Source organism: Herbaspirillum sp. B65, from assembly GCF_000333555.1.
Taxonomy (GTDB): domain Bacteria; phylum Pseudomonadota; class Gammaproteobacteria; order Burkholderiales; family Burkholderiaceae_D; genus Herbaspirillum; species Herbaspirillum rubrisubalbicans.
On sequence record NZ_BADI01000226.1, the window covers coordinates 1 to 18,096 of the forward strand.

The window sequence follows — 18,096 nt, forward strand, 5'->3', positions numbered from 1 at the left end:
CGGTCTTGCCGGTACCGCTGGTACTGGTCAGCGAGGCCGAATTGTCACTGATGATCTGGGCGAACTGGGTACTGCCGTCACTGCCCACACTGGCCGAGTTACGGTCTATCGTCACCTGCTGGGCCGGCGCCACATTGGTGGCCGAGGCCACCGGGTCGGAATTGAGCACACGCGACTGGTCATTGGGCTTGAGCGCGATCTTGCCCACGGTGTCGAGCAGCTTGCCGGTGGCGGCACTGGTGTCCTCACCGCCAAGAGCGCAATGGTGTACATCAGGATGTGCAGCTTGGTCACGTCCATGCCATGCGTGATGGGCAGCATCGGCAGGCCCGACTTGGCGTAGTCGTCGCGGCGGTACATGGCCAGCGCCCAGAAGTGCGGCGGGGTCCAGATGAAGATGATCATCACCAACACCCAGGCCTGCATCGGCACGTCATTGGCCATCGCTGCCCAGCCCAGCGCGGGCGGCATGGCACCGGCCAGGCCTCCGATGACGATGTTCTGCGAGGTGGCCGGTTTCAGGATGATGGTGTAGATGATGGCGTAGCCGACGAAGGTGGCGAAGGTCAGCCACATGGTCAGCGGATTGACCAGGTTGTACAGCACCCACATGCCCAGGCCGCCCAGCACACCCGAGAACACCAGGGTCTGGCCCACCGTGATCTCGCCGCGCGCCATCGGGCGGCGGGCGGTGCGGGCCATGCGCGAATCGATTTCGCGCTCGACCAGGCAATTGATGGCAAAAGCCGCACCGGCCAAGAGCCAGATGCCCAGCGTGCCGAAGATGACCTTGTGCCAGTCCGGCAATTCAGGCGTGGAGAGGAACATGCCGATCACGGCACAGAACACCGCCAGCTGCGTCACACGCGGCTTGGTCAGTGCCCAGTACTGGGCGATGCGGTTGGGTTGGGCGGTCAATGTGGTCATGGCGTGACGGGCCGGGCATGCACTGGTGGAGCAGCGGTGGCCAGGCTGGAGGGTGCGTAACGGACCTTGTAGTTTAACATGACCATCAGGATCACCAGCAGCGCCGCACCGCCGTTATGCAGCACGGCGATGGCCAACGGCCAGTTCAGATAGATGGTCGCCAGCCCAGTACAGAGCTGCAAACCCAGCACCGTCAACAGCCAGCGGGCGGTCTTGCGCAAGCCATCATCACGCCAGGCGCGCTGTGCCAGCCATACAACATACAAGATGACGACAAAGGCAAAACTGCGATGCACCCAGTGGATCGCGGTCAGCGCTTCGACCGGCAGGTAGTCGCCGGAGGCGGTCATGCCGAGATGACGCCAGAGCGTGAAGCCGTGTTGGAAATCCATGTCCGGCACCAGCTTGCCATTGCACAACGGGAAATCGGAACAGGCCAGCGCCGCGTAATTGGTGCTGACCCAGCCGCCCAGCGCGATCTGCAAGGCCAGCAGCGCCGCACCGAAGGTGGCCGGCACGATCAGGGCGCGGCCCGCCGCCGAGACCGGCACATGCGTCTCCTGCCGCGCTGCCAGCCACACCAGCATGGCCAGCAGCGTCAAGGCCAGCAGCAGATGGGTGGTGACGATGATGGGTTGCAGCTTCATGGTCACGGTCCAGGCACCAAAGGCGCCCTGCAGGCAGACAAAGCCCAGCAGCGCAGTCGGGAACCACGGGCGGAACTGCAATTCGGTCTTGCCCGACCTGATCCAGCGCCGCCACGCCACCACCATCAGCACGATGATGAGGAAACCCACGGCCATGGCGAAATAGCGATGGATCATCTCGATCCACGCCTTGGCCCAGGTCACGGGGCCAAAGGGCATGGCCTCTTCTGCGGCATTGATGTGCTCATGCGCCAGCAACGGATTGGCATGGCTGTAGCAGCCCGGCCAGTCAGGACAGCCCAGGCCCGAGTCGGTCAGGCGCGTGAAGGCGCCGAACATGATCAGGTCGAAGGTAAAGAACAGCGTCACCCACACCAGCTTGCGGTATTTGTTGGCCACCCCCTGGGCGCGCCACACCAGCGCCAGCGGAATCAGGGCCACCACGAGCCCGGTCAGGCCCAGTTGTATCAGCGTCGTTGCATTCATCTTGAGTCAAGCTTGCGTCACGGTACGCCTGCTCCATGGGCATCAGCCGATGGACGAGGCGCGCAGCAACTTGGAAATGTCCTTCTTCATCTTGCCGGGATCGGGATCCTTGGGGAAGCGCATCATCAGGTTGCCCAGCGGGTCGATCAGGTAGATGTGGTCCTGGACCGAAGTCCCGGCATCGACCGGCAACCAGGACTGCAATTTGCCGGCGTCAACCCGAAGGATATCGGTTCCGTCGTATTCGCGCAGCAAGAGGGTGGCAATCGGCTCCCGATCGGTGACCAGCCAGACCCGTTCGATGCGGTCCATTTCCTTGCCCTGCATCAGCCGCAACTGGCGCATGGTCAGCAGTTTGTTCTGGCAAGTCTCGCCGCAGTGGCCGCCATCGACCTGCAGCATCACCCACTTGCCGCGGTAATCCTGCAGCTTGGCCGGCGCGCCGTCGATGGCGGTGCTGCCGAGATCAGGAATCGGATACTGGCGTGGATCGATCAGGGCGCCATAGTTATTGCGACTCTGCGGCTTGATGACGTAATAGGTGAGATAGGAAGCGATCAAGGGCGCAACGCACACCGCGACCACCGCCAGCATCTTCCAACGGCCGAGGCGACGGCGCCGCGCGGCGTCAGCAGCGCTTGTCTGCGGGGGGACTTCAGGCTTTGTCATGACGACCACGTTTGAATCCTGTGACGAGGAAAAAAATCAGGGCCATCGCCGCCAGTGCATACCACTGCACCGCATAGCCGCGATGACGATCGATGCCCAGTGCGGGCGCAGGCCAGTCACGCACCAGCGTATCGCCGGCCGCCCCACCCTGTTCGATCACGAAGGGCGAGAGAGCCACGCCACTGGCCTGCGCCAGCGCGGGCATATCCAGGTTCTGCAGGATGGCCTGCGGTCGCGGCACATCGGCCTGGCCCAGTTGCAGCACATGACCGGCATCCCGACGCAGCACGCCCTCTACCTCGACCACGCCGGCAGGCGGCGCCACCTGCGGCACCCGGGTGCGATCAAGCGCATCACGCGGGGCCCAGCCGCGCGCCACCATCACCGCTTGCGCACTGCCCTCGGGCTGGAACAGCGTAAGCACATAAAAGCCGACGCTGCCCTGGTAGGGGCGGTTTTCCAGATAGAGCGTCCACTGCGGGACAAACTGCCCGCGCAGCTTGATACGGGCGAACTCCACATCAGCAGCATCCGCAGCGGGCAGGCTCGATAACGGCGCTTCACTGGCACGCATCTGCAGGCGCTGTTGCAGGGCTTGTTTTTCTTCGGCGCGATGGGTCTGCCATTGGCCCAGTGCGATGCCGGCGGCGGCCACGATCACGGTGGCGCAAAAGGGGATGATGCGGAAAACGAAGCGGGTCGGCATCGATGAAGTTTGGCCTTACAATGGATTCACACACTGGAACACAACACCCATTCAACCAGGGCAGGATACCGCAAGCTTGCCAATGGAGACAGGAATTCTACCGTCATGAAAATCATCGTCGCCATCGCCTTCGTCCTGATCCTGGCCAGCCTGGCTTCGGCATTGATCTTCCTGATGCGCGACAAGGGCAAGAGCAACCGCACCGTGCAGGCGCTGACCTTGCGGGTCGGCTTCTCGGTGGCGCTATTCCTGTTCATCCTCCTGAGCTACAAGCTGGGCTGGATACAGCCGACCGGTATCCGCTGAGGTCAGCGCCCTCCGTTAAGCGCCACCCGCTCCAAGAAAAAGCCGCATCGAAGTGCGGCTTTGTTTTTTCCCGGAGACGGCCTGCACTTACAGCCAGTACACCACCACATACAGGCCCAGCCACACCACGTCCACGAAGTGCCAGTACCAGGCCGCGCCTTCGAAAGCAAAGTGATGGGTGGGCGTGAAGTGCCCGCGCAGCAAACGATACAGCACCACCGAGAGCATGATCGCGCCCATGGTGACGTGGAAACCGTGGAAGCCCGTCAGCATGAAGAAGGTCGAACCGTAGATGCCCGAGGAGAGCTTGAGGTTCAGTTCGCTGTAGGCATGGATGTATTCATAGGCCTGGAAGCCCATGAAGACCGCCCCCAGCAGGATGGTCAGGAACAGCCACACCGCGGTCTGGGTGCGATGGCCGGCGCGCAGCGCGTGGTGCGAAATGGTCAGCGTCACGCCGGAGGACAGCAGCAGCAAGGTATTGATGGTGGGGATGGGGAACGGGCCCATGGTGGTGAAGTTTTCCACCGTGCCGGCCGGACCGACATTGCCCCACTGGCCGGTGAAGTCGGGCCAGATCAGCTTGTGGTCCAGGTCGGACAGCCAGGGCATGGTGATGCTGCGGGCATAGAACAGCGCACCGAAGAAGGCCGCGAAGAACATCACCTCCGAGAAGATGAACCAGCTCATGCTCCAGCGATAGGACAGGTCGATGCGTTCGCTATAGAGGCCGGACTCGGACTCGCGGATGGCGTCGCCGAACCAGTAGTACAGCACCACCAACACCATCAGGATGCCCAAGATATTGACGTAGGGCGCCCAGGCCACGCCATTGACCCAGGCCGAAGCCCCGAGCATGGTGATGAGCATGGAGATGCCGGCCATCATCGGCCAGCGCGACGGGCCTGGAACGAAGTAATAGGGCGCCTTGGCTTGTTGCGAACTCATGTTCTTCTCCCGGTACGAAATCCGATTGCGATTGCGATTGGCTGGTCTTGCCGGGCATTAAGCGGTATGCAATGCCCTTGCATTCCAGATTCATTTTTTGCTAATGCACTAGGCTTGCTGGCCCTTGGCTCAGCCGCCCCCCGTGGCACGGGCCACCACCAGCTTGACGATGATCACCAGCACCGCCACGAAGATGGCCGCGCCCAGGATGCCGGCGATGATCACGTGCACCGGATTGAGCTTGGCGGCATCCGATTCGTAATCCTTACGCTTGCGCACCCCGAAGAAGGACCAGAACACCGCCTTCATGGTCGCACCGAACGAGGCCTTGCGCTGGGCTGCCTGTTTGAGCTCATCGTTCAAGGGTTCTCCTCATCCTGCCGATCCTGCCGATGCTGCTGACCCCGTCGGCACTGTCGATTTCGCCGTCTTGTCCTTGCCATTGATCTCGAAGAAGGTATAGGACAGCGTGATCGTGGTCACATCCTTGGGCAGCTTGGGATCGATGTAGAACACCACCGGCATCTGCTTGGCCTGGTTCGGTCCCAGCGTCTGCTGGGTGAAGCAGAAGCACTCCACCTTCTTGAAGAAGGCCGCCGACTGCTGCGGCGCATAGCTGGGGATGGCCTGGGCATCGACATTGCGCGCCTGGGTGTTGACCACTTCATAGGTGACCTGCGTCATCTCGCCCGGATGCACCTGCAAGCTGGCCACCGTAGGGCGGAAACGCCACGGTCCCTGGGCGTTGCCATCGAACTCCACCGTGACCACGCGCGACTTGTCGACCTGGCTGTTGGCCGGCGCTTCGACCGTGGCATCCTTGGGCGTGAGGAAGTTCACACCGGTCACTTCGCAGATCTTGCGATAGACCGGGATCAAGGCATAGCCGAAGCCGAACATGAGCACGGCCACCACCACCAGCTTGCGCAGCATCACGCGGTTCAGGCCGCGCTCTGGCTGCTCCTGGTCGGGGTCAGAGGATCGCTTCATTGCGCAAACCAGATGCGGTTGACGAAGATGCCCACGAAGAAGGCCAGCGCCACCAGAGCCAGCAGCAGGCCGGTGCGCAGGTTGTTGGGTTGCTTGCGGGTGGTCATGGTGCACTCCCTGGCATGACGGGGTGAATGGTCTTATCCACAGCGGATCATTTCACCACTGGTGGTTCTTCGAAGGTATGGAACGGCGCCGGGCTGGGCACGGTCCACTCCAGGCCTTCGGCCCCTTCCCAGGGCTTGGCCTCGGCCTGCTTGCCGCCCTTGATGGAGGGGATCACCACGAAGAACAGGAAGTACACCTGCGACAACCCGAAGCCGAAGGCGCCGATGGAGGCGATCATGTTGAAGTCGGTGAACTGCGCCGGGTAATCCGCATAGCGGCGCGGCATCCCGGCCAGGCCCAGGAAGTGCATGGGGAAGAAGGTGATGTTGAAGGTGATCAGCGAGGCCCAGAAGTGGAACTTGCCGCGCCATTCGTTGTACATGAAGCCGGTCCACTTGGGGCCCCAGTAGTAGTAGCCGGCGAAGAGCGCGAACAGCGAACCGGCCACCAGCACGTAGTGGAAGTGCGCCACCACGTAGTAGGTATCCTGCATCTGAATGTCGATCGGCGTGACCGCCAGGATCAGGCCGGTGAAGCCGCCCATGGTGAAGACGAAGATGAAACCCACCGAGAACAGCATCGGTGTCTCGAAGGTCATGGAGCCGCGCCACATGGTGGCGATCCAGTTGAAGATCTTCACGCCAGTAGGTACGGCAATCAACATGGTGGCGTACATGAAGAACAATTGCGCGGTGACCGGCATCCCGGTGGTGAACATGTGGTGCGCCCAGACGATGAAGGACAGGATCGCAATCGAGGCAGTGGCATACACCATCGAGGCATAGCCGAACAACGGCTTGCGGGCGAAGGCCGGGATGATCTGCGAGACGATGCCGAAGGCCGGCAGGATCATGATGTAGACCTCGGGGTGACCGAAGAACCAGAAGATGTGCTGGTACATCACCGGGTCACCACCGCCGGCGGCGTTGAAGAAGGAGGTGCCGAAGTGACGGTCGGTCAAGGTCATGGTGATGGCGCCGGCCAGCACCGGCATCACGGCAATGAGCAGATAGGCGGTAATGAGCCAGGTCCAGCAGAACATGGGCATCTTCATCAGCGTCATGCCGGGGGCGCGCATGTTGAGGATGGTGACGATGATGTTGATCGAGCCCATGATGGAAGAGGCGCCCATGATGTGCATGGCGAAGATGCCCATGTCCATGCCGGGCCCCATCTGGGTCGATAGCGGCGCATACAGCGTCCAGCCGGCTGCCGTGGCGCCACCAGGGGCCAGGAAGGAACCGGCCAGGAGCAGCGCTGCCGGTGGCAGCAGCCAGAACGAGAAGTTGTTCATGCGCGCAAAGGCCATGTCGGAGGCGCCGATCTGCAAGGGGATCATCCAGTTGGCGAAGCCCACGAAGGCCGGCATGATCGCACCGAACACCATCACCAAGCCGTGCATGGTGGTCAACTGGTTGAAGAATTCAGGCCGGAAGAATTGCAGGCCCGGCTGGAACAGTTCGGCCCGGATCAGCAAGGCCAGCACGCCTCCCGAGAGCAGCATGGTGAACGAGAACCACAGGTAGAGCGTGCCGATATCCTTGTGGTTGGTGGCGAACAGCCAGCGCCGCCAGCCGTGCGGATGGTCGTGTGAATGGTCATCGTGCCCATGCCCATGCGCGTGATCGTGGGAATGATCGGGGGCGTGATCGACGGTGGTAGTCATGTCCGGTTCTCCAAACGATTACTTGCGGGCGGCCAGCACTTCGGCCGGCTGCACGATGTTTTCCTGGGCCTTGTTGGACCAGTTGTTGCGCGTGTAGGTGATCACGGCGGCGATTTCGGTGTCGTTCAAGATGCCCTTCCAGGCCGGCATGGCGTTCTTGCCGTTGAGCACCAGGTGGATCTGGGTCGCCTTGGGGCCGTTGACCACGGCGCTGCCATCGAGCGCCGGGAAGGATCCCGGCACGCCCTTGCCATTGGCCTGGTGGCAGACCACGCAGTTGGCGACATAGACCTTCTCGCCACGCTGCTTCAACTCATCCACCGTCCAGACCTTGCTGGGATCATCGGCCTTGGCGGCCATTTCCTTCTTCTTGCCATCGACCCATTTCTTGTAGTCGTCTTCGCTGACCACGTTGACCACGATGGGCATGAAGGCGTGATCCTTGCCGCATAGTTCCACGCACTGACCGCGATAGGTACCGATCTTCTCGGCGCGGAACCAGGTATCGCGCACGAAGCCGGGAATGGCATCCTGCTTCACGCCGAAGGCCGGAATGGTCCAGGAGTGGATCACGTCATTGGCGGTGGTGACCAGGCGCACCTTCTTGTTGACCGGCACCACCACGGGGTTGTCGACCTCGATGAGGTAGTTGTCGTTTTTCTTCAGTGCCGGATCGGTGATCTGCTCGCGCGGCGTTGCCAGACTGGAGAGGAAGGAGATTCCTTCACCTTCGCCCTTCAGATAGTCATACCCCCACTTCCACTGCATCCCGGTGACCTTGATGGTGAGGTCGGCGTTGGAGGTGTCCTTCATCGCCACCACCGTCTTGGTGGCCGGCAGGGCCATGCCGATGACGATCAGGAATGGCACCACGGTCCAGGCGATTTCCACCGAAGTGCTTTCGTGGAAGCTGGCGGCCTTGTGACCGACCGACTTGCGGTGCTTGATGATGGAATAGAACATCACCCCGAACACGGCCACGAAGATGAGCAGGCAGATCACCAGCATCATGATGTGCAGGTCGTAGATCTGCTCGGCGATCTTGGTCACCGGCGGCTGGAAGTTGGTCTGCAGCACGGCCGGCCCCCCCGGACTGTCCACCACTGCCCAGGCCGGCAAGCCGGCCGTCAGCAGCGAGGCACCGAGGGACAAGGTTTGAAGGCGCTTCGCAAGTTTCATGGATTTCCTCTAGAGCCCAACAATTTATAAGAATGAGAGTGCGGCCGTCCCGCCAAGCCTGGCGGCCAGTTCGCGTTCCAGCTCCTGCGCGAAGGCGCGTCGTTGCCACTGGTTTGTGAACCGCCCCACATGCACGCACTGCCCCCCGCTTTCCAGCGCCACCAGTGCCTGGTGACCGATGGCCACGATCACGCGCAGGCCCTGCAACGGCAACTTGCTGCGCTGCCGGCGGTCGCCCTCGATCAGTTCGACCAGCAGGCCATCCGCCTCCAGCACCACCACTTCGCAATCCGTGGCATGACGGGCGTAGACCAGCATGGCCGCGCCCACTGCCAATAATTCAATGACTGAAAAAACCAGGATGGTCCAAGCGCCATGGAGCGTAAAGCCCAGCGCGACCGTGAGTGAAACCATACAAAGGATTGCGAAGACCCACGCCAGCTGGCGTGGCGCAATCGAACAATTGCGCTTCAGTATCCATTCCCGCGTCTCCATAGCACCTCGCCAGCATGATGGGCAGTCGAGCGTGTCTCTGTTTCGCACCGCTGGGAAGTCTCACTGGATGGCGGCGGCCCGGTGTTGCTGGGTGGCCGGCCTGTTACTGGCGCTATCCGTGGCTATCCGTTTTGCGGTCTTTATTTATTCTTGCTATTTGTTCTTGCTGGGATTTCTTTATGTGAATTTTTTTACTGATTTGAGTATAAGGGCTAACCTCGCCATGGATCAAGCACGCACCGCGGCATTGTCGGCAATGGGCTTTTGCGCTGTTACGGCGAGTCACAACACATCCCGCAAAACCAGCATGGACGCGGCTTTGCGCAGGATGCGCCGATCCCGAAGGAACACTGGGCGTCACCTCACAGCAACGATGCCGGCTGCCAGATAGTGCTGTGCAACCAAGCCGGATATGAAATGGTGACTATCGCGGTGGACGTTCGAAGCGAATGATGCTCTCGCCGGCCGCGGTGGTCTTGGGCACCGGGCGGAACGCATGGCCGTAGACGATCTCGAAGCTCAGCGGGATCTTGCCATCGGGTTTACGCATGGCCTCGAAGGCCGCCAGCAGGCGCTGGTACTGGTCGCGGCTCATCATGCTGCGGCGCCGCGACTCCAGCGGGTTGCCACCCCAGGCGCGTACGTCTTCCAGCAGGCGCTGCGGTGTCTCATAGGTGACGGTGATGGTTTCCATGTCCATCACCGGCGTGGAAAAGCCGGCATTGACCAGCATGTCGCCGAAGTCGTGCATATCGACGAAGGGCAAGGTGTGCGGCGCCAGATCGATCTGCTCGAAGGCGCTGCGCACCTCGCGCAGGGTATCGGGGCCGAAGCAGGAAAACATCAGCAAGCCCTCCACCCGCAGCACGCGCCGCCATTCGGCGAACACCCGATCAGGCTGGGGATGCCAGTGCAGGGCCAGGTTGGACCAGACCAGGTCCAGCGCATTGGGGGTCAGCGGCAAGCGGGCGAAATCGGCGCAGGCCAGTTGCGGGCCGTTGCCGCTGGGGGGCGAACCCAGCCACTTGTTGATGGAGCCGAACAGGCGGTTCATCGCCGTCTGCGCGCCGCGCTGGTGGTCGGCCGCCTTGGCCAACATGGCATAGGCGCCATCCAGACCGATCACCTGGGCTTGCGGGTAGCGCTTCTGCAACACCGGCAGGTCGGCGCCCTCGCCGCACCCGGCGTCCAGGACTTCACGCGGGTCGATCTTCACCAGCGCCAGGCGCTCCTGCATCCGTGCCGAGACTTCACGCCGCAGGAAATCGGACTCGGCCACCCGTTGTGGCTGGCCGAAGCGACGGCGCACCAGGGGCAGGTCGATGGGAGCGCTCAGCTTGGCGCTGGCAGAAGGAGGCGGCAGGGACATCGGGTGAGGGCGTCGGCAAACGCAATAGGGAAACAGGTAAGCAGCAGATCCACGGGGGCTGATGCGATAATGCGCGTAGTTTAGTCGAAATCCATTTTTCCCGGGCGCAGCTAGCATGGATGTCAAACCCGCAAAACCCGCCACCGCAACGCCCCAGGCCAAGCCGGGCAGCGCTTACCGCGCCATCGGCGGCCCACCCGCGCGGCCAGGCAAAGCGACCGGCCCCGGCTGGCTGCAGCGCCTCTTGGCGCAGTTGCCGCAACTGCTGCCCTCTTCCTGCGCGCTGTGCGGCGCGGCCGGGCGCGAGACCCTGTGCGCCCCCTGCCACAAGCGCTTCTATACCCGCCAGCACCGCCGCTGCATCCAGTGCGCCATGCCCATGCCGGTGACTGGCAAGGAACTGCGCTGCGGCGCCTGCCTCAAGGATCGCCCGGCCTTCGATGCCACCATCGTGGCCACCGATTATTTTGCCCCTTCCGACCAGCTGGCCCTGGCCCTGAAATTCGGTGGCGACCTGCGACTGGCGCCGCTGCTGGCCCGGCTGATCTACGACGCCACCCGCCGCAACCCGGTCCCGGGCAGCGACGTGCAGTTGCCGCTGCCCACCGTGCTGGCGCCGGTACCGCTGGGCCTGGCGCGGCTACAGGAACGCGGCTTCAACCAGGCGCTGGAAATTGCCCGCCCGCTGGGCCAGTTGCTGGATATTCCGGTACAGGCGCGCCTGCTCGAACGCAAGAAGGAAACCCAGGCGCAATCGGCGCTGCCGGTGGGCGCACGCGCCCGCAACGTGCGCTCGGCCTTCGCCCTGCCCTTCGCCGCCATGGACCAGGTGCGCGGACTACACGTGGGCATCGTGGATGATGTGATGACCACCGGCGCCACCTTGAATGAAGTGGCCATCGTGCTCAAGCGGCACGGCGCCCGGCGCGTGACCAACCTGGTCTTTGCGCGCACCCTGCCGACCTGAACCGGGTCGGCGATCTTTTTATTGCAGGAGAGTTTTTTGTTCCACGTCGTCCTGGTCGAGCCGGAGATCCCTCCCAATACCGGCAACATCATCCGCCTGTGCGCCAATACCGGCGCCCAACTGCACCTGGTGGAGCCGCTCGGCTTCCCGCTCGATGATGCCAAGATGCGGCGCGCCGGACTGGACTACCACGAATATGCCAACATGCAGGTGCATCCCGACTGGGATAGCTTCCTGGCCCAGCGCCGGCAAGATCCGCAATTCGATGCAAGGCGCATGTTCGCCATGACCACGCATGGCTCCACGCCCTTTGCGGGCCTGACGTTCCAGCCGGGCGACACCTTCGTGTTCGGCTCCGAGACCCGCGGCCTGGCCCCCGAGCGGCGCGAATCCTTCCCCACCGCGCAACGCATCCGCTTGCCGATGCGGCCGGGCAATCGCAGCATCAACCTGTCCAACACGGTGGCGGTGGTGGTATATGAAGCTTGGCGCCAGAATGGCTATGACGGCGGCAGTTGAACGCGCCCAGTCGGAACGTGGCTTAGAAAAAGTGAAGTAACAGGTAAGAAAACAAAAGGCCGTCCAGCGCAGTGCTGAACGGCCTTTTGCCTTTTGCTCCAGGGCTGGGCTGCGGTCAATGTCAGCCCAGCAACAGCGCATCATCCGAGAGCTTCTCCCCGCGCGTCTGCTCGAACATCTTCAGCAGGTCCGGCACGTCCAGCCCGGCGCGTTCCGGGCCCGACACATCCAGCACCACGCGGCCCTGGTGCAGCATCACGGTGCGATCACCATAGTCCAGTGCCTGACGCATACTGTGGGTCACCATCATGGTGGTGAGCTTGCCCTCGGCCACGATCTTGGCCGTCAACTCCAGCACGAAGGCGGCGGTCTTGGGGTCGAGCGCAGCCGTGTGCTCATCGAGCAGCAGGATGCGCGACGGCTGCAACGAGGCCATCAACAGACTCACCGCCTGGCGCTGGCCGCCGGAGAGCAGGCCGATGCGGTCGGTCAGGCGGTTTTCCAGACCCAGGTTCAGGATCGCCAGCTTTTCGCGGAACAGCTCGCGCATCTTGCCGCGAATGGCGAAGTGGAAGCCGCGACGGCGGCCACGGGCCATGGCCAGGGCCATGTTCTCTTCGATGGTCAGCGCTTCACAAGTACCGGCCATCGGGTCCTGGAACACGCGCGCCACCATGCCGGCACGATCCCAGGCCTGCTTGCGGGTGACGTCGGTGCCGTCGATTTCGATCTTGCCGCTATCGACCAGCAGGTCACCGGAGATGGCATTGAGGAAGGTGGACTTGCCGGCGCCATTGGAGCCGATCACGGCCACGAACTGGCCGGTCGGGATTTCCAGCGAGAGGCCGCGCAGGGCCGGGTTCTCGATGGGGGTACCGGGATTGAAGGTGATCTTGAGATCGGTGGCTTTCAACATCTCAGGCTCCCTTTCTCAGCAGTTTCAACTTGCGCTTGCCCATGGGCAGCACCAGGGCCAGCATCACCAGCACGGCGGTGACCAGGTTCAGGTCTTGCGCCTGCAGGCCGATGAAGTCGCTATTGAGCGCCAGCGCGATGAAGAAGCGATACAGGATCGCCCCCAGGATCACCGCCAGCGTGGTCCACACCAGGCGCCGCGCCGGCAGGATGTTCTCGCCGATGATGACGGCCGCCAGGCCGATGACGATGGTACCGATGCCCATCGAGATGTCGGAACCACCCTGGGTCTGGGCAAACAGTGCACCGGCCAGCGCCACCAGCGAATTGGCCAGGGCCATGCCGGCCAGCGTGGCGCGACCGGTGGCGATGCCCTGGGCGCGCGCCATGCGGGCGTTGGCGCCAGTGGCGCGCATGGCCAGGCCGATCTCGGAAGAGAAGAACCAGTCCAGCAGCAGCTTGGCGGCGGTCACCACCACCAGCAGGATCAGCGGACGGCCGACATAGTCGGGGATCCAGTCCGGCTGCAGGATGGTGAAGATGGTCGGCTCGGAAATCAAGGGCACGTTGGGCTTACCCATCACGCGCAGGTTGATCGAGTACAGCGCGATCATCATCAGGATACTGGCCAGCAGATCCATGATCTTCAAGCGCACGTTGAGCCAGGCGGTAATGAAACCGGCCAGCGCACCGGCCAGCAGGGCCACGAAGGTGGCCAGGAAGGGATTGTAGCCGGCGGCGATCATGGTGGCCGCCACGGCGCCGCCCAGCGGGAAGCTGCCGTCGACGGTCAGGTCAGGAAATACCAGGATGCGGAAGGAAATGAGCACGCCGAGGGCGACCAGACTGAAGATCAGGCCGATCTCCAAGGCGCCCAGGAGGGTATACAGCGACATAAAAGGACTTTCTTAAAAAAACACATTCGGCCAGGCGCGGTACGCCCATGCCGAATGTCTTCTGCGTGGCGCTGGCACAGCACGGGTGGTGCGGCGCCAGCGGTGCATGGCCGACAAATCAGGTCACGCTGGGTTGAGTACTTAGTTAAGCACCTTGGTGGCCGACTTCAGGAACTCCGGCGACAGGGTCACGCCCTGCTTTTGCGCCGCCGAAGTATTGACGTACAGCTCCAGGTTCTTGACCGGGGAAGAGGCGATATCGCCAGCCTTTTCCCCCTTCAGGATACGGGCCACGACCTTGCCGGTCTGGCGCCCCATGTCGTAGAAATTCACGCCCAGGGCGGCGACCGCACCACGCTTGACGCTGCCGGTGTCCGACGCGATCAGCGGGATCCTGGCGTCGTTGCAGACCTTGGCCAGCGATTCGAAGACCGACACCACGTTGTTGTCGGTGGTGGTGTACATCACATCGATCTTGCCGATCAGGCTCTTGGCGGCTGGCGCCACATCCACCGAACGCGGGGCGGCGGCTTCCACCAGGGTCAGGCCGGCCTTCTGCAACTCGCCCTTGAGGTTGTTCAGGGCCGACACGGAATTGGCTTCGCCCGGATTGTAAACCACGCCCACGCGTTTGGCCTCAGGCACCACGCGCTTGATAATCTCGACCTGCTTGACCGGGTCCAGCATGTGCGACAGGCCCGTCACGTTGGTGCCGGAGGGCTTCCAATCCTTGACCAGTTGCGCCGCCATGGGGTCGGCGATGGCCGAGTAGACGATGGGAATGGTCTTGGTCGCGGCCACCAGCGGCTGCGCCGAGGGGGTGCCGATGGCCACGATCACGTCCGGGTTGTCACCCACGAACTTCTTGGCGATCTGGCCGGCGGTACCGGCATTGGCCTGGGCGCTCTGGAAATCCCACTTCAGGTTCTTGCCGGGCTCGAAGCCTTCGGCGATCAGTTCATCCTTGGTGCCGTCGCGCACGGCGTCCAGCGCCGGGTGTTCGACGAAGGAGGTGATGGCCACCACCTTCTCGGCCGCCAGGGCCGAGGCACAGATGGCGCTTAAGGCCAGCGCACCGGCAATGGCGCGCAATGACTTCGATACTGCAAACATGGTCCTCTCCTCGTTCATGGTGATCAGGCCTCGGCGTTCCTCTCGACCGGGCCCGTTATGTGTATGGGCAAACAATCGCTACGGTGCTGCCGCCGAATAAAGAAGATCCCGCGTCGCAGCGGGATCTTCCATACCGGGCTCGGTTTATTGCTTGATGACGGTCTTGGCCGAATTCACCAGTTCCGGCGCCAGGGTCACGCCCTGCTTCTGGGCGGCGGCGGTGTTGACGAACAGTTCCAGCTTGCTGCTGGTGGCCGAGGCGATGTCGCCCGGCTTTTCACCCTTGAGGATGCGGCCGACCACCTTGCCGGTCTGGCGGCCCAGATCGTAGTAGTTCACGCCCAGGGCGGCGATGGCGCCACGCTTGACGCTGTCGGTGTCGGACGCCACCAGCGGGATCTTGGCATCGTCGCCGACCTTGACCAGCGCTTCATAGGCCGAGACCACATTGTTGTCGGTGTTGGTGTAGATCACATCGACCTTGCCGATCAGGCTCTTGGCGGCCGAGCCGACGTCCACCGAACGCGGGGCGGCGGCTTCCACCAGGGTCATGCCGGACTTGGCCAGCAGTTCCTTCAAGGCCTTGACCACCACGGCGGAATTGGCTTCACCGGGGTTGTAGACCATGCCCACGCGCTTGGCCTTGGGCACCACGCGCTTGATCAAATCGACTTGCTTGTCCAGTTCCAGCAGGTCGGACACGCCCGTGACGTTGGTGCCGGAAGGCTTCCAGTCCTTCACCAGTTGTGCCGCCACCGGATCGGTGACGCCCGAATAGACCACCGGGATGCTCTTGGTGGCGGCCACCACGGCCTGGGCCGAGGGGGTGGCGATGGCCACGATCACATCCGGCTTGTCGCCGATGAACTTGCGGGCGATCTGGGCGGCGGTGCCGGTGTTGCCTTGGGCGCTCTGGTATTCCCACTTCAGGTTCTTGCCGGCGTCGAAGCCTTCTTCCTTCAACTCGTCCTTCACGCCGTCACGGATGGCGTCCAGGGCCGGGTGCTCGACGATGGCGGTCACAGCGACGGACTTCTCGGCGGCCATGGCCGGGGCGGCACAGACGGCGGCCAGGGACAGGGCGGCGACCAGCGCGCGCAACGTCAGCTTGTGGTGATAGGACATGCAGTCTCCCTTGGAAAAATGGATGGAATACCCGAAAAAGAGGGTAAGTCTAGCCTAGCGGATGTGAACAATCAATTTGCATGAAGGCGGGCCGGCCACGCCGGTGGCGGGCGCACAGGGCACTCGCGTTCTGCGCCATTCTGCGCCATCAAGCGGCGGGGCATGATCGGCATCAACCGTGCGCCCGGGCAACCTAGGGGGCGGTTGCTATAATCCCTGCCCATGTCTTCCCGCCACGCCTTCCTCCATCCCGCTCCCCGCCGCCGCTGGCTGCGGCGGCCGGCATGGGGTTGCCTGTGGCTGGTACTGGCCCTGGTGGCGGCCCCCTGGTGGCAGCAGGCCGCTGCGCGCAGCCTGGGGGACGTGCCGGCCATGGCCATTTGCAGCGTCGGGGGTGGTAACAGCGGCAATGCCCCGGCGCACCTGACAGCCGGCCATTGCCCCTTGTGCTGCGGCCACCAGGCGGCCACGCCTGCCCCGAGTTCGGGCTGGGATGGCGCTCCCGTGCCGGCAATGAGCTATCCGCTGGCGCGCGCGCTGCCGCCGCTGCGCTCGGCCAGCCTGGTGCCGGGTTCGTCCCAGGCGCGTGCGCCGCCTGCCTGATCAGCGCCGTCCCTTGGGCCTTTGCGCCCACCCTTGCTGGCCGCTGGCCCGCTTATCAGGAATCGAAACGACAACCAGGACTCAACGATATGAAACATTTTTTCCAACGCACGGCCACCCTGGCCATCACCGCTGCCCTGCTGGCGGCCGCTCCGCTGTCGCAGGCGCATGACTACAAGCTGGGCCAGCTCGATATCGGCCACCCCTACGCCCGCGCCACCGTGCCGGGCCAGCCGGCTGCCGGCGCCTATCTGAGCATCGAAAACAAGGGCAGCACGCCGGACCGCCTGGTGGCAGTGTCTTCGCCAGTGGCCAAGTCGGGCGAGATCCATACCATGGCCATGGAAGGCAATGTGATGAAGATGCGCGAGCTCGATGGCGGGCTGGAAGTCAAACCCGGTCAGAAGATCGCCATGCAACCGGGCAATGGCTACCACATCATGTTGATGGGCCTGTCCAAGCCGCTACAGGCGGGTGACAAGGTGCCGGCCACACTGACCTTCGAGAAGGCCGGCAAGATCGAGGTGACCTTCAACGTCGAAGACCGTGCGGCCACCACGGCTGGCAAGGATGACATGAAGGATATGAAGGACATGAAGGGTCACATGCACCACTGAACCGGCCCGGCTGACTCAGCCGGTTCCTGACATGACAAGGCCGGCAGCGAGCAATGCTCCTGCCGGCCTTGTTCTTTTTGACTGCGTGGCGCGCTCAGCCGGCCAGCTTGCGCACCTTGGCCAGCAGCTTGGTGGTGGAGCGGTCATGCTCGAAGGCAATGGCCAGCACCTGGCCACCATAGGCCGCCACGGCCTGGCCTTCGGGGATGGCGTGCATGTCGTAGTCGCCGCCCTTGACGTAGATCTCCGGGTGCGCCTGCTGCACCGCTTCCAGGGCGGTATCTTCATCGAAGGGGACCACCAGCGCCACCGACTCCAGGGCGGCCAGCACCGCCATGCGGTCTTCGCAGGTGTTGATGGGACGGTCATCGCCCTTGCCCAGGCGCTTGACGGAGGCGTCAGTGTTGACCGCCACCACCAGCGATGCCCCCTGGGCGCGGGCCTGCGCCAGGTAGGTCACGTGGCCGCGATGCAGGATGTCGAACACGCCATTGGTCATCACCACCGGCTTGGGCAATTGGGCCACGCGCTGCTGGAGTTGGTCGCGGGTGCAGAGTTTGGATTCGAAGTCGGCCATCTTGAGCGGGATCGGTTCGGGTGGGCTTGGGGGTGCAGGATGAAAAAAGCCGCAACCTCAGTTGCGGCTTGTTGCGGCTTTTGCAATTGTACTGCCTTACTGCCGGACAACCTTTGCCGCTGGAGCGACCTATGAAGTTTTCTTCAGTCTCAGGCAGCCGCCGCGCCCGGCGGGCAGATGCGCTGGGTCACTTCCTTGCNGTAGCGGTTGAGCTCCTGGACGTTGCTGAAAGTACGTTCGAACAGCAGCGACATGTTGTGCAGGATGC

At 63.1% G+C, this 18,096-nt stretch carries 21 protein-coding genes and 2 pseudogenes; 5 read left to right on the forward strand and 18 right to left on the reverse strand.

Annotation, left to right across the window (positions count from 1 at the left end; all coding sequences use genetic code 11):
• Positions 1-249 precede the first annotated feature (249 nt).
• From cyoE to I5W_RS05765, 4 genes and pseudogenes are all read right to left on the reverse strand, one after another.
• Positions 250-927: pseudogene (gene cyoE / locus I5W_RS05750) on the reverse strand (heme o synthase); the annotation flags it as partial.
• Positions 924-2,060, reverse strand: a complete 1,137-nt coding sequence (locus I5W_RS05755; protein WP_044528526.1) for a COX15/CtaA family protein — start codon at positions 2,058-2,060, stop codon at positions 924-926. The gene I5W_RS05755 and the pseudogene cyoE, both read right to left, overlap by 4 nt.
• 42 nt (positions 2,061-2,102) lie before the next feature.
• Positions 2,103-2,729 (reverse strand): SCO family protein, encoded by a 627-nt coding sequence (locus I5W_RS05760; protein ID WP_044528527.1) that lies wholly within the window; start codon positions 2,727-2,729, stop codon positions 2,103-2,105.
• A complete protein-coding gene (locus tag I5W_RS05765) occupies positions 2,716-3,435 on the reverse strand; it encodes an SURF1 family protein (RefSeq protein ID WP_044528528.1) in 720 nt (239 codons plus the stop codon). The genes I5W_RS05760 and I5W_RS05765 overlap by 14 nt, the downstream gene beginning before the upstream one ends.
• Positions 3,436-3,540: 105 nt before the next feature.
• Here I5W_RS05765 and I5W_RS05770 point away from each other — a divergent pair, with 105 nt between their 5' ends.
• Positions 3,541-3,741, forward strand: a complete 201-nt coding sequence (locus I5W_RS05770; protein WP_017453715.1) for a twin transmembrane helix small protein — start codon at positions 3,541-3,543, stop codon at positions 3,739-3,741.
• Between the two features lie 87 nt (positions 3,742-3,828).
• Here the strand turns inward: I5W_RS05770 and I5W_RS05775 are convergent, their stop codons facing one another.
• The 8 genes from I5W_RS05775 to I5W_RS05805 form a co-directional block, all read right to left on the reverse strand.
• Complete coding sequence (locus tag I5W_RS05775) at positions 3,829-4,689, reverse strand: cytochrome c oxidase subunit 3 (protein ID WP_044528529.1); 861 nt, start codon at positions 4,687-4,689, stop codon at positions 3,829-3,831.
• A 129-nt stretch (positions 4,690-4,818) separates the two neighbouring features.
• Positions 4,819-5,052, reverse strand: a complete 234-nt coding sequence (locus I5W_RS05780; RefSeq protein WP_017453713.1) for a DUF2970 domain-containing protein — start codon at positions 5,050-5,052, stop codon at positions 4,819-4,821.
• 9 nt (positions 5,053-5,061) lie between these two features.
• A complete protein-coding gene (locus tag I5W_RS05785; protein WP_044528530.1) occupies positions 5,062-5,679 on the reverse strand; it encodes a cytochrome c oxidase assembly protein in 618 nt (205 codons plus the stop codon).
• The gene (locus I5W_RS32770) at positions 5,676-5,786 is read right to left on the reverse strand and encodes a cytochrome oxidase small assembly protein (protein WP_017453711.1); all 111 of its coding nucleotides are present in this window, start codon (positions 5,784-5,786) and stop codon (positions 5,676-5,678) included. The genes I5W_RS05785 and I5W_RS32770 overlap by 4 nt, the downstream gene beginning before the upstream one ends.
• A gap of 47 nt (positions 5,787-5,833) precedes the next feature.
• Positions 5,834-7,453: a cytochrome c oxidase subunit I gene (ctaD, locus tag I5W_RS05790; RefSeq protein WP_044528531.1), complete on the reverse strand. Its 1,620-nt coding sequence runs from the start codon at positions 7,451-7,453 to the stop codon at positions 5,834-5,836.
• A gap of 18 nt (positions 7,454-7,471) precedes the next feature.
• The gene (coxB, locus tag I5W_RS05795) at positions 7,472-8,632 is read right to left on the reverse strand and encodes a cytochrome c oxidase subunit II (RefSeq protein ID WP_044528532.1); all 1,161 of its coding nucleotides are present in this window, start codon (positions 8,630-8,632) and stop codon (positions 7,472-7,474) included.
• 24 nt (positions 8,633-8,656) lie between these two features.
• Positions 8,657-9,127 carry a DUF2244 domain-containing protein gene (locus I5W_RS05800; RefSeq protein WP_044528533.1) on the reverse strand — a complete coding sequence of 157 codons (471 nt, stop codon included), beginning with the start codon at positions 9,125-9,127 and terminating at the stop codon, positions 8,657-8,659.
• A 424-nt stretch (positions 9,128-9,551) separates the two neighbouring features.
• Positions 9,552-10,496: a methyltransferase domain-containing protein gene (locus I5W_RS05805; RefSeq protein ID WP_044528534.1), complete on the reverse strand. Its 945-nt coding sequence runs from the start codon at positions 10,494-10,496 to the stop codon at positions 9,552-9,554.
• A gap of 115 nt (positions 10,497-10,611) precedes the next feature.
• Here I5W_RS05805 and I5W_RS05810 point away from each other — a divergent pair, with 115 nt between their 5' ends.
• Positions 10,612-11,463: a ComF family protein gene (locus I5W_RS05810; RefSeq protein ID WP_044528535.1), complete on the forward strand. Its 852-nt coding sequence runs from the start codon at positions 10,612-10,614 to the stop codon at positions 11,461-11,463.
• A 36-nt stretch (positions 11,464-11,499) separates the two neighbouring features.
• Complete coding sequence (locus I5W_RS05815; protein ID WP_017453705.1) at positions 11,500-11,982, forward strand: tRNA (cytidine(34)-2'-O)-methyltransferase; 483 nt, start codon at positions 11,500-11,502, stop codon at positions 11,980-11,982.
• Positions 11,983-12,103: 121 nt separating this feature from the next.
• On the opposite strand, the gene I5W_RS05820 is transcribed toward I5W_RS05815, so the two are convergent.
• From I5W_RS05820 to I5W_RS05835, 4 genes are all read right to left on the reverse strand, one after another.
• A complete protein-coding gene (locus tag I5W_RS05820) occupies positions 12,104-12,898 on the reverse strand; it encodes an ABC transporter ATP-binding protein (RefSeq protein ID WP_044528536.1) in 795 nt (264 codons plus the stop codon).
• A gap of 1 nt (position 12,899) precedes the next feature.
• Entirely contained in the window at positions 12,900-13,793 is an 894-nt protein-coding gene (locus tag I5W_RS05825) for an ABC transporter permease (RefSeq protein WP_044528537.1), read from the reverse strand.
• 141 nt (positions 13,794-13,934) lie between these two features.
• Positions 13,935-14,906, reverse strand: coding sequence for an ABC transporter substrate-binding protein (locus I5W_RS05830; RefSeq protein ID WP_026052191.1), 972 nt, complete (start codon positions 14,904-14,906; stop codon positions 13,935-13,937).
• Between the two features lie 144 nt (positions 14,907-15,050).
• Positions 15,051-16,031, reverse strand: a complete 981-nt coding sequence (locus tag I5W_RS05835) for an ABC transporter substrate-binding protein (RefSeq protein WP_044528538.1) — start codon at positions 16,029-16,031, stop codon at positions 15,051-15,053.
• Positions 16,032-16,253: 222 nt separating this feature from the next.
• Between I5W_RS05835 and I5W_RS05840 the strand changes: the two genes are divergently transcribed.
• Entirely contained in the window at positions 16,254-16,634 is a 381-nt protein-coding gene (locus I5W_RS05840; protein WP_044528539.1) for a DUF2946 family protein, read from the forward strand.
• A gap of 89 nt (positions 16,635-16,723) precedes the next feature.
• Complete coding sequence (locus I5W_RS05845; protein WP_044528540.1) at positions 16,724-17,251, forward strand: copper chaperone PCu(A)C; 528 nt, start codon at positions 16,724-16,726, stop codon at positions 17,249-17,251.
• A 94-nt stretch (positions 17,252-17,345) separates the two neighbouring features.
• On the opposite strand, the gene rfaE2 is transcribed toward I5W_RS05845, so the two are convergent.
• Together rfaE2 and I5W_RS33150 are read right to left on the reverse strand one after the other, a co-directional pair.
• Positions 17,346-17,828, reverse strand: a complete 483-nt coding sequence (rfaE2, locus tag I5W_RS05850; protein ID WP_017453698.1) for a D-glycero-beta-D-manno-heptose 1-phosphate adenylyltransferase — start codon at positions 17,826-17,828, stop codon at positions 17,346-17,348.
• Positions 17,829-17,977: 149 nt separating this feature from the next.
• Positions 17,978-18,096: pseudogene (locus I5W_RS33150) on the reverse strand (ferritin-like domain-containing protein); the annotation flags it as partial.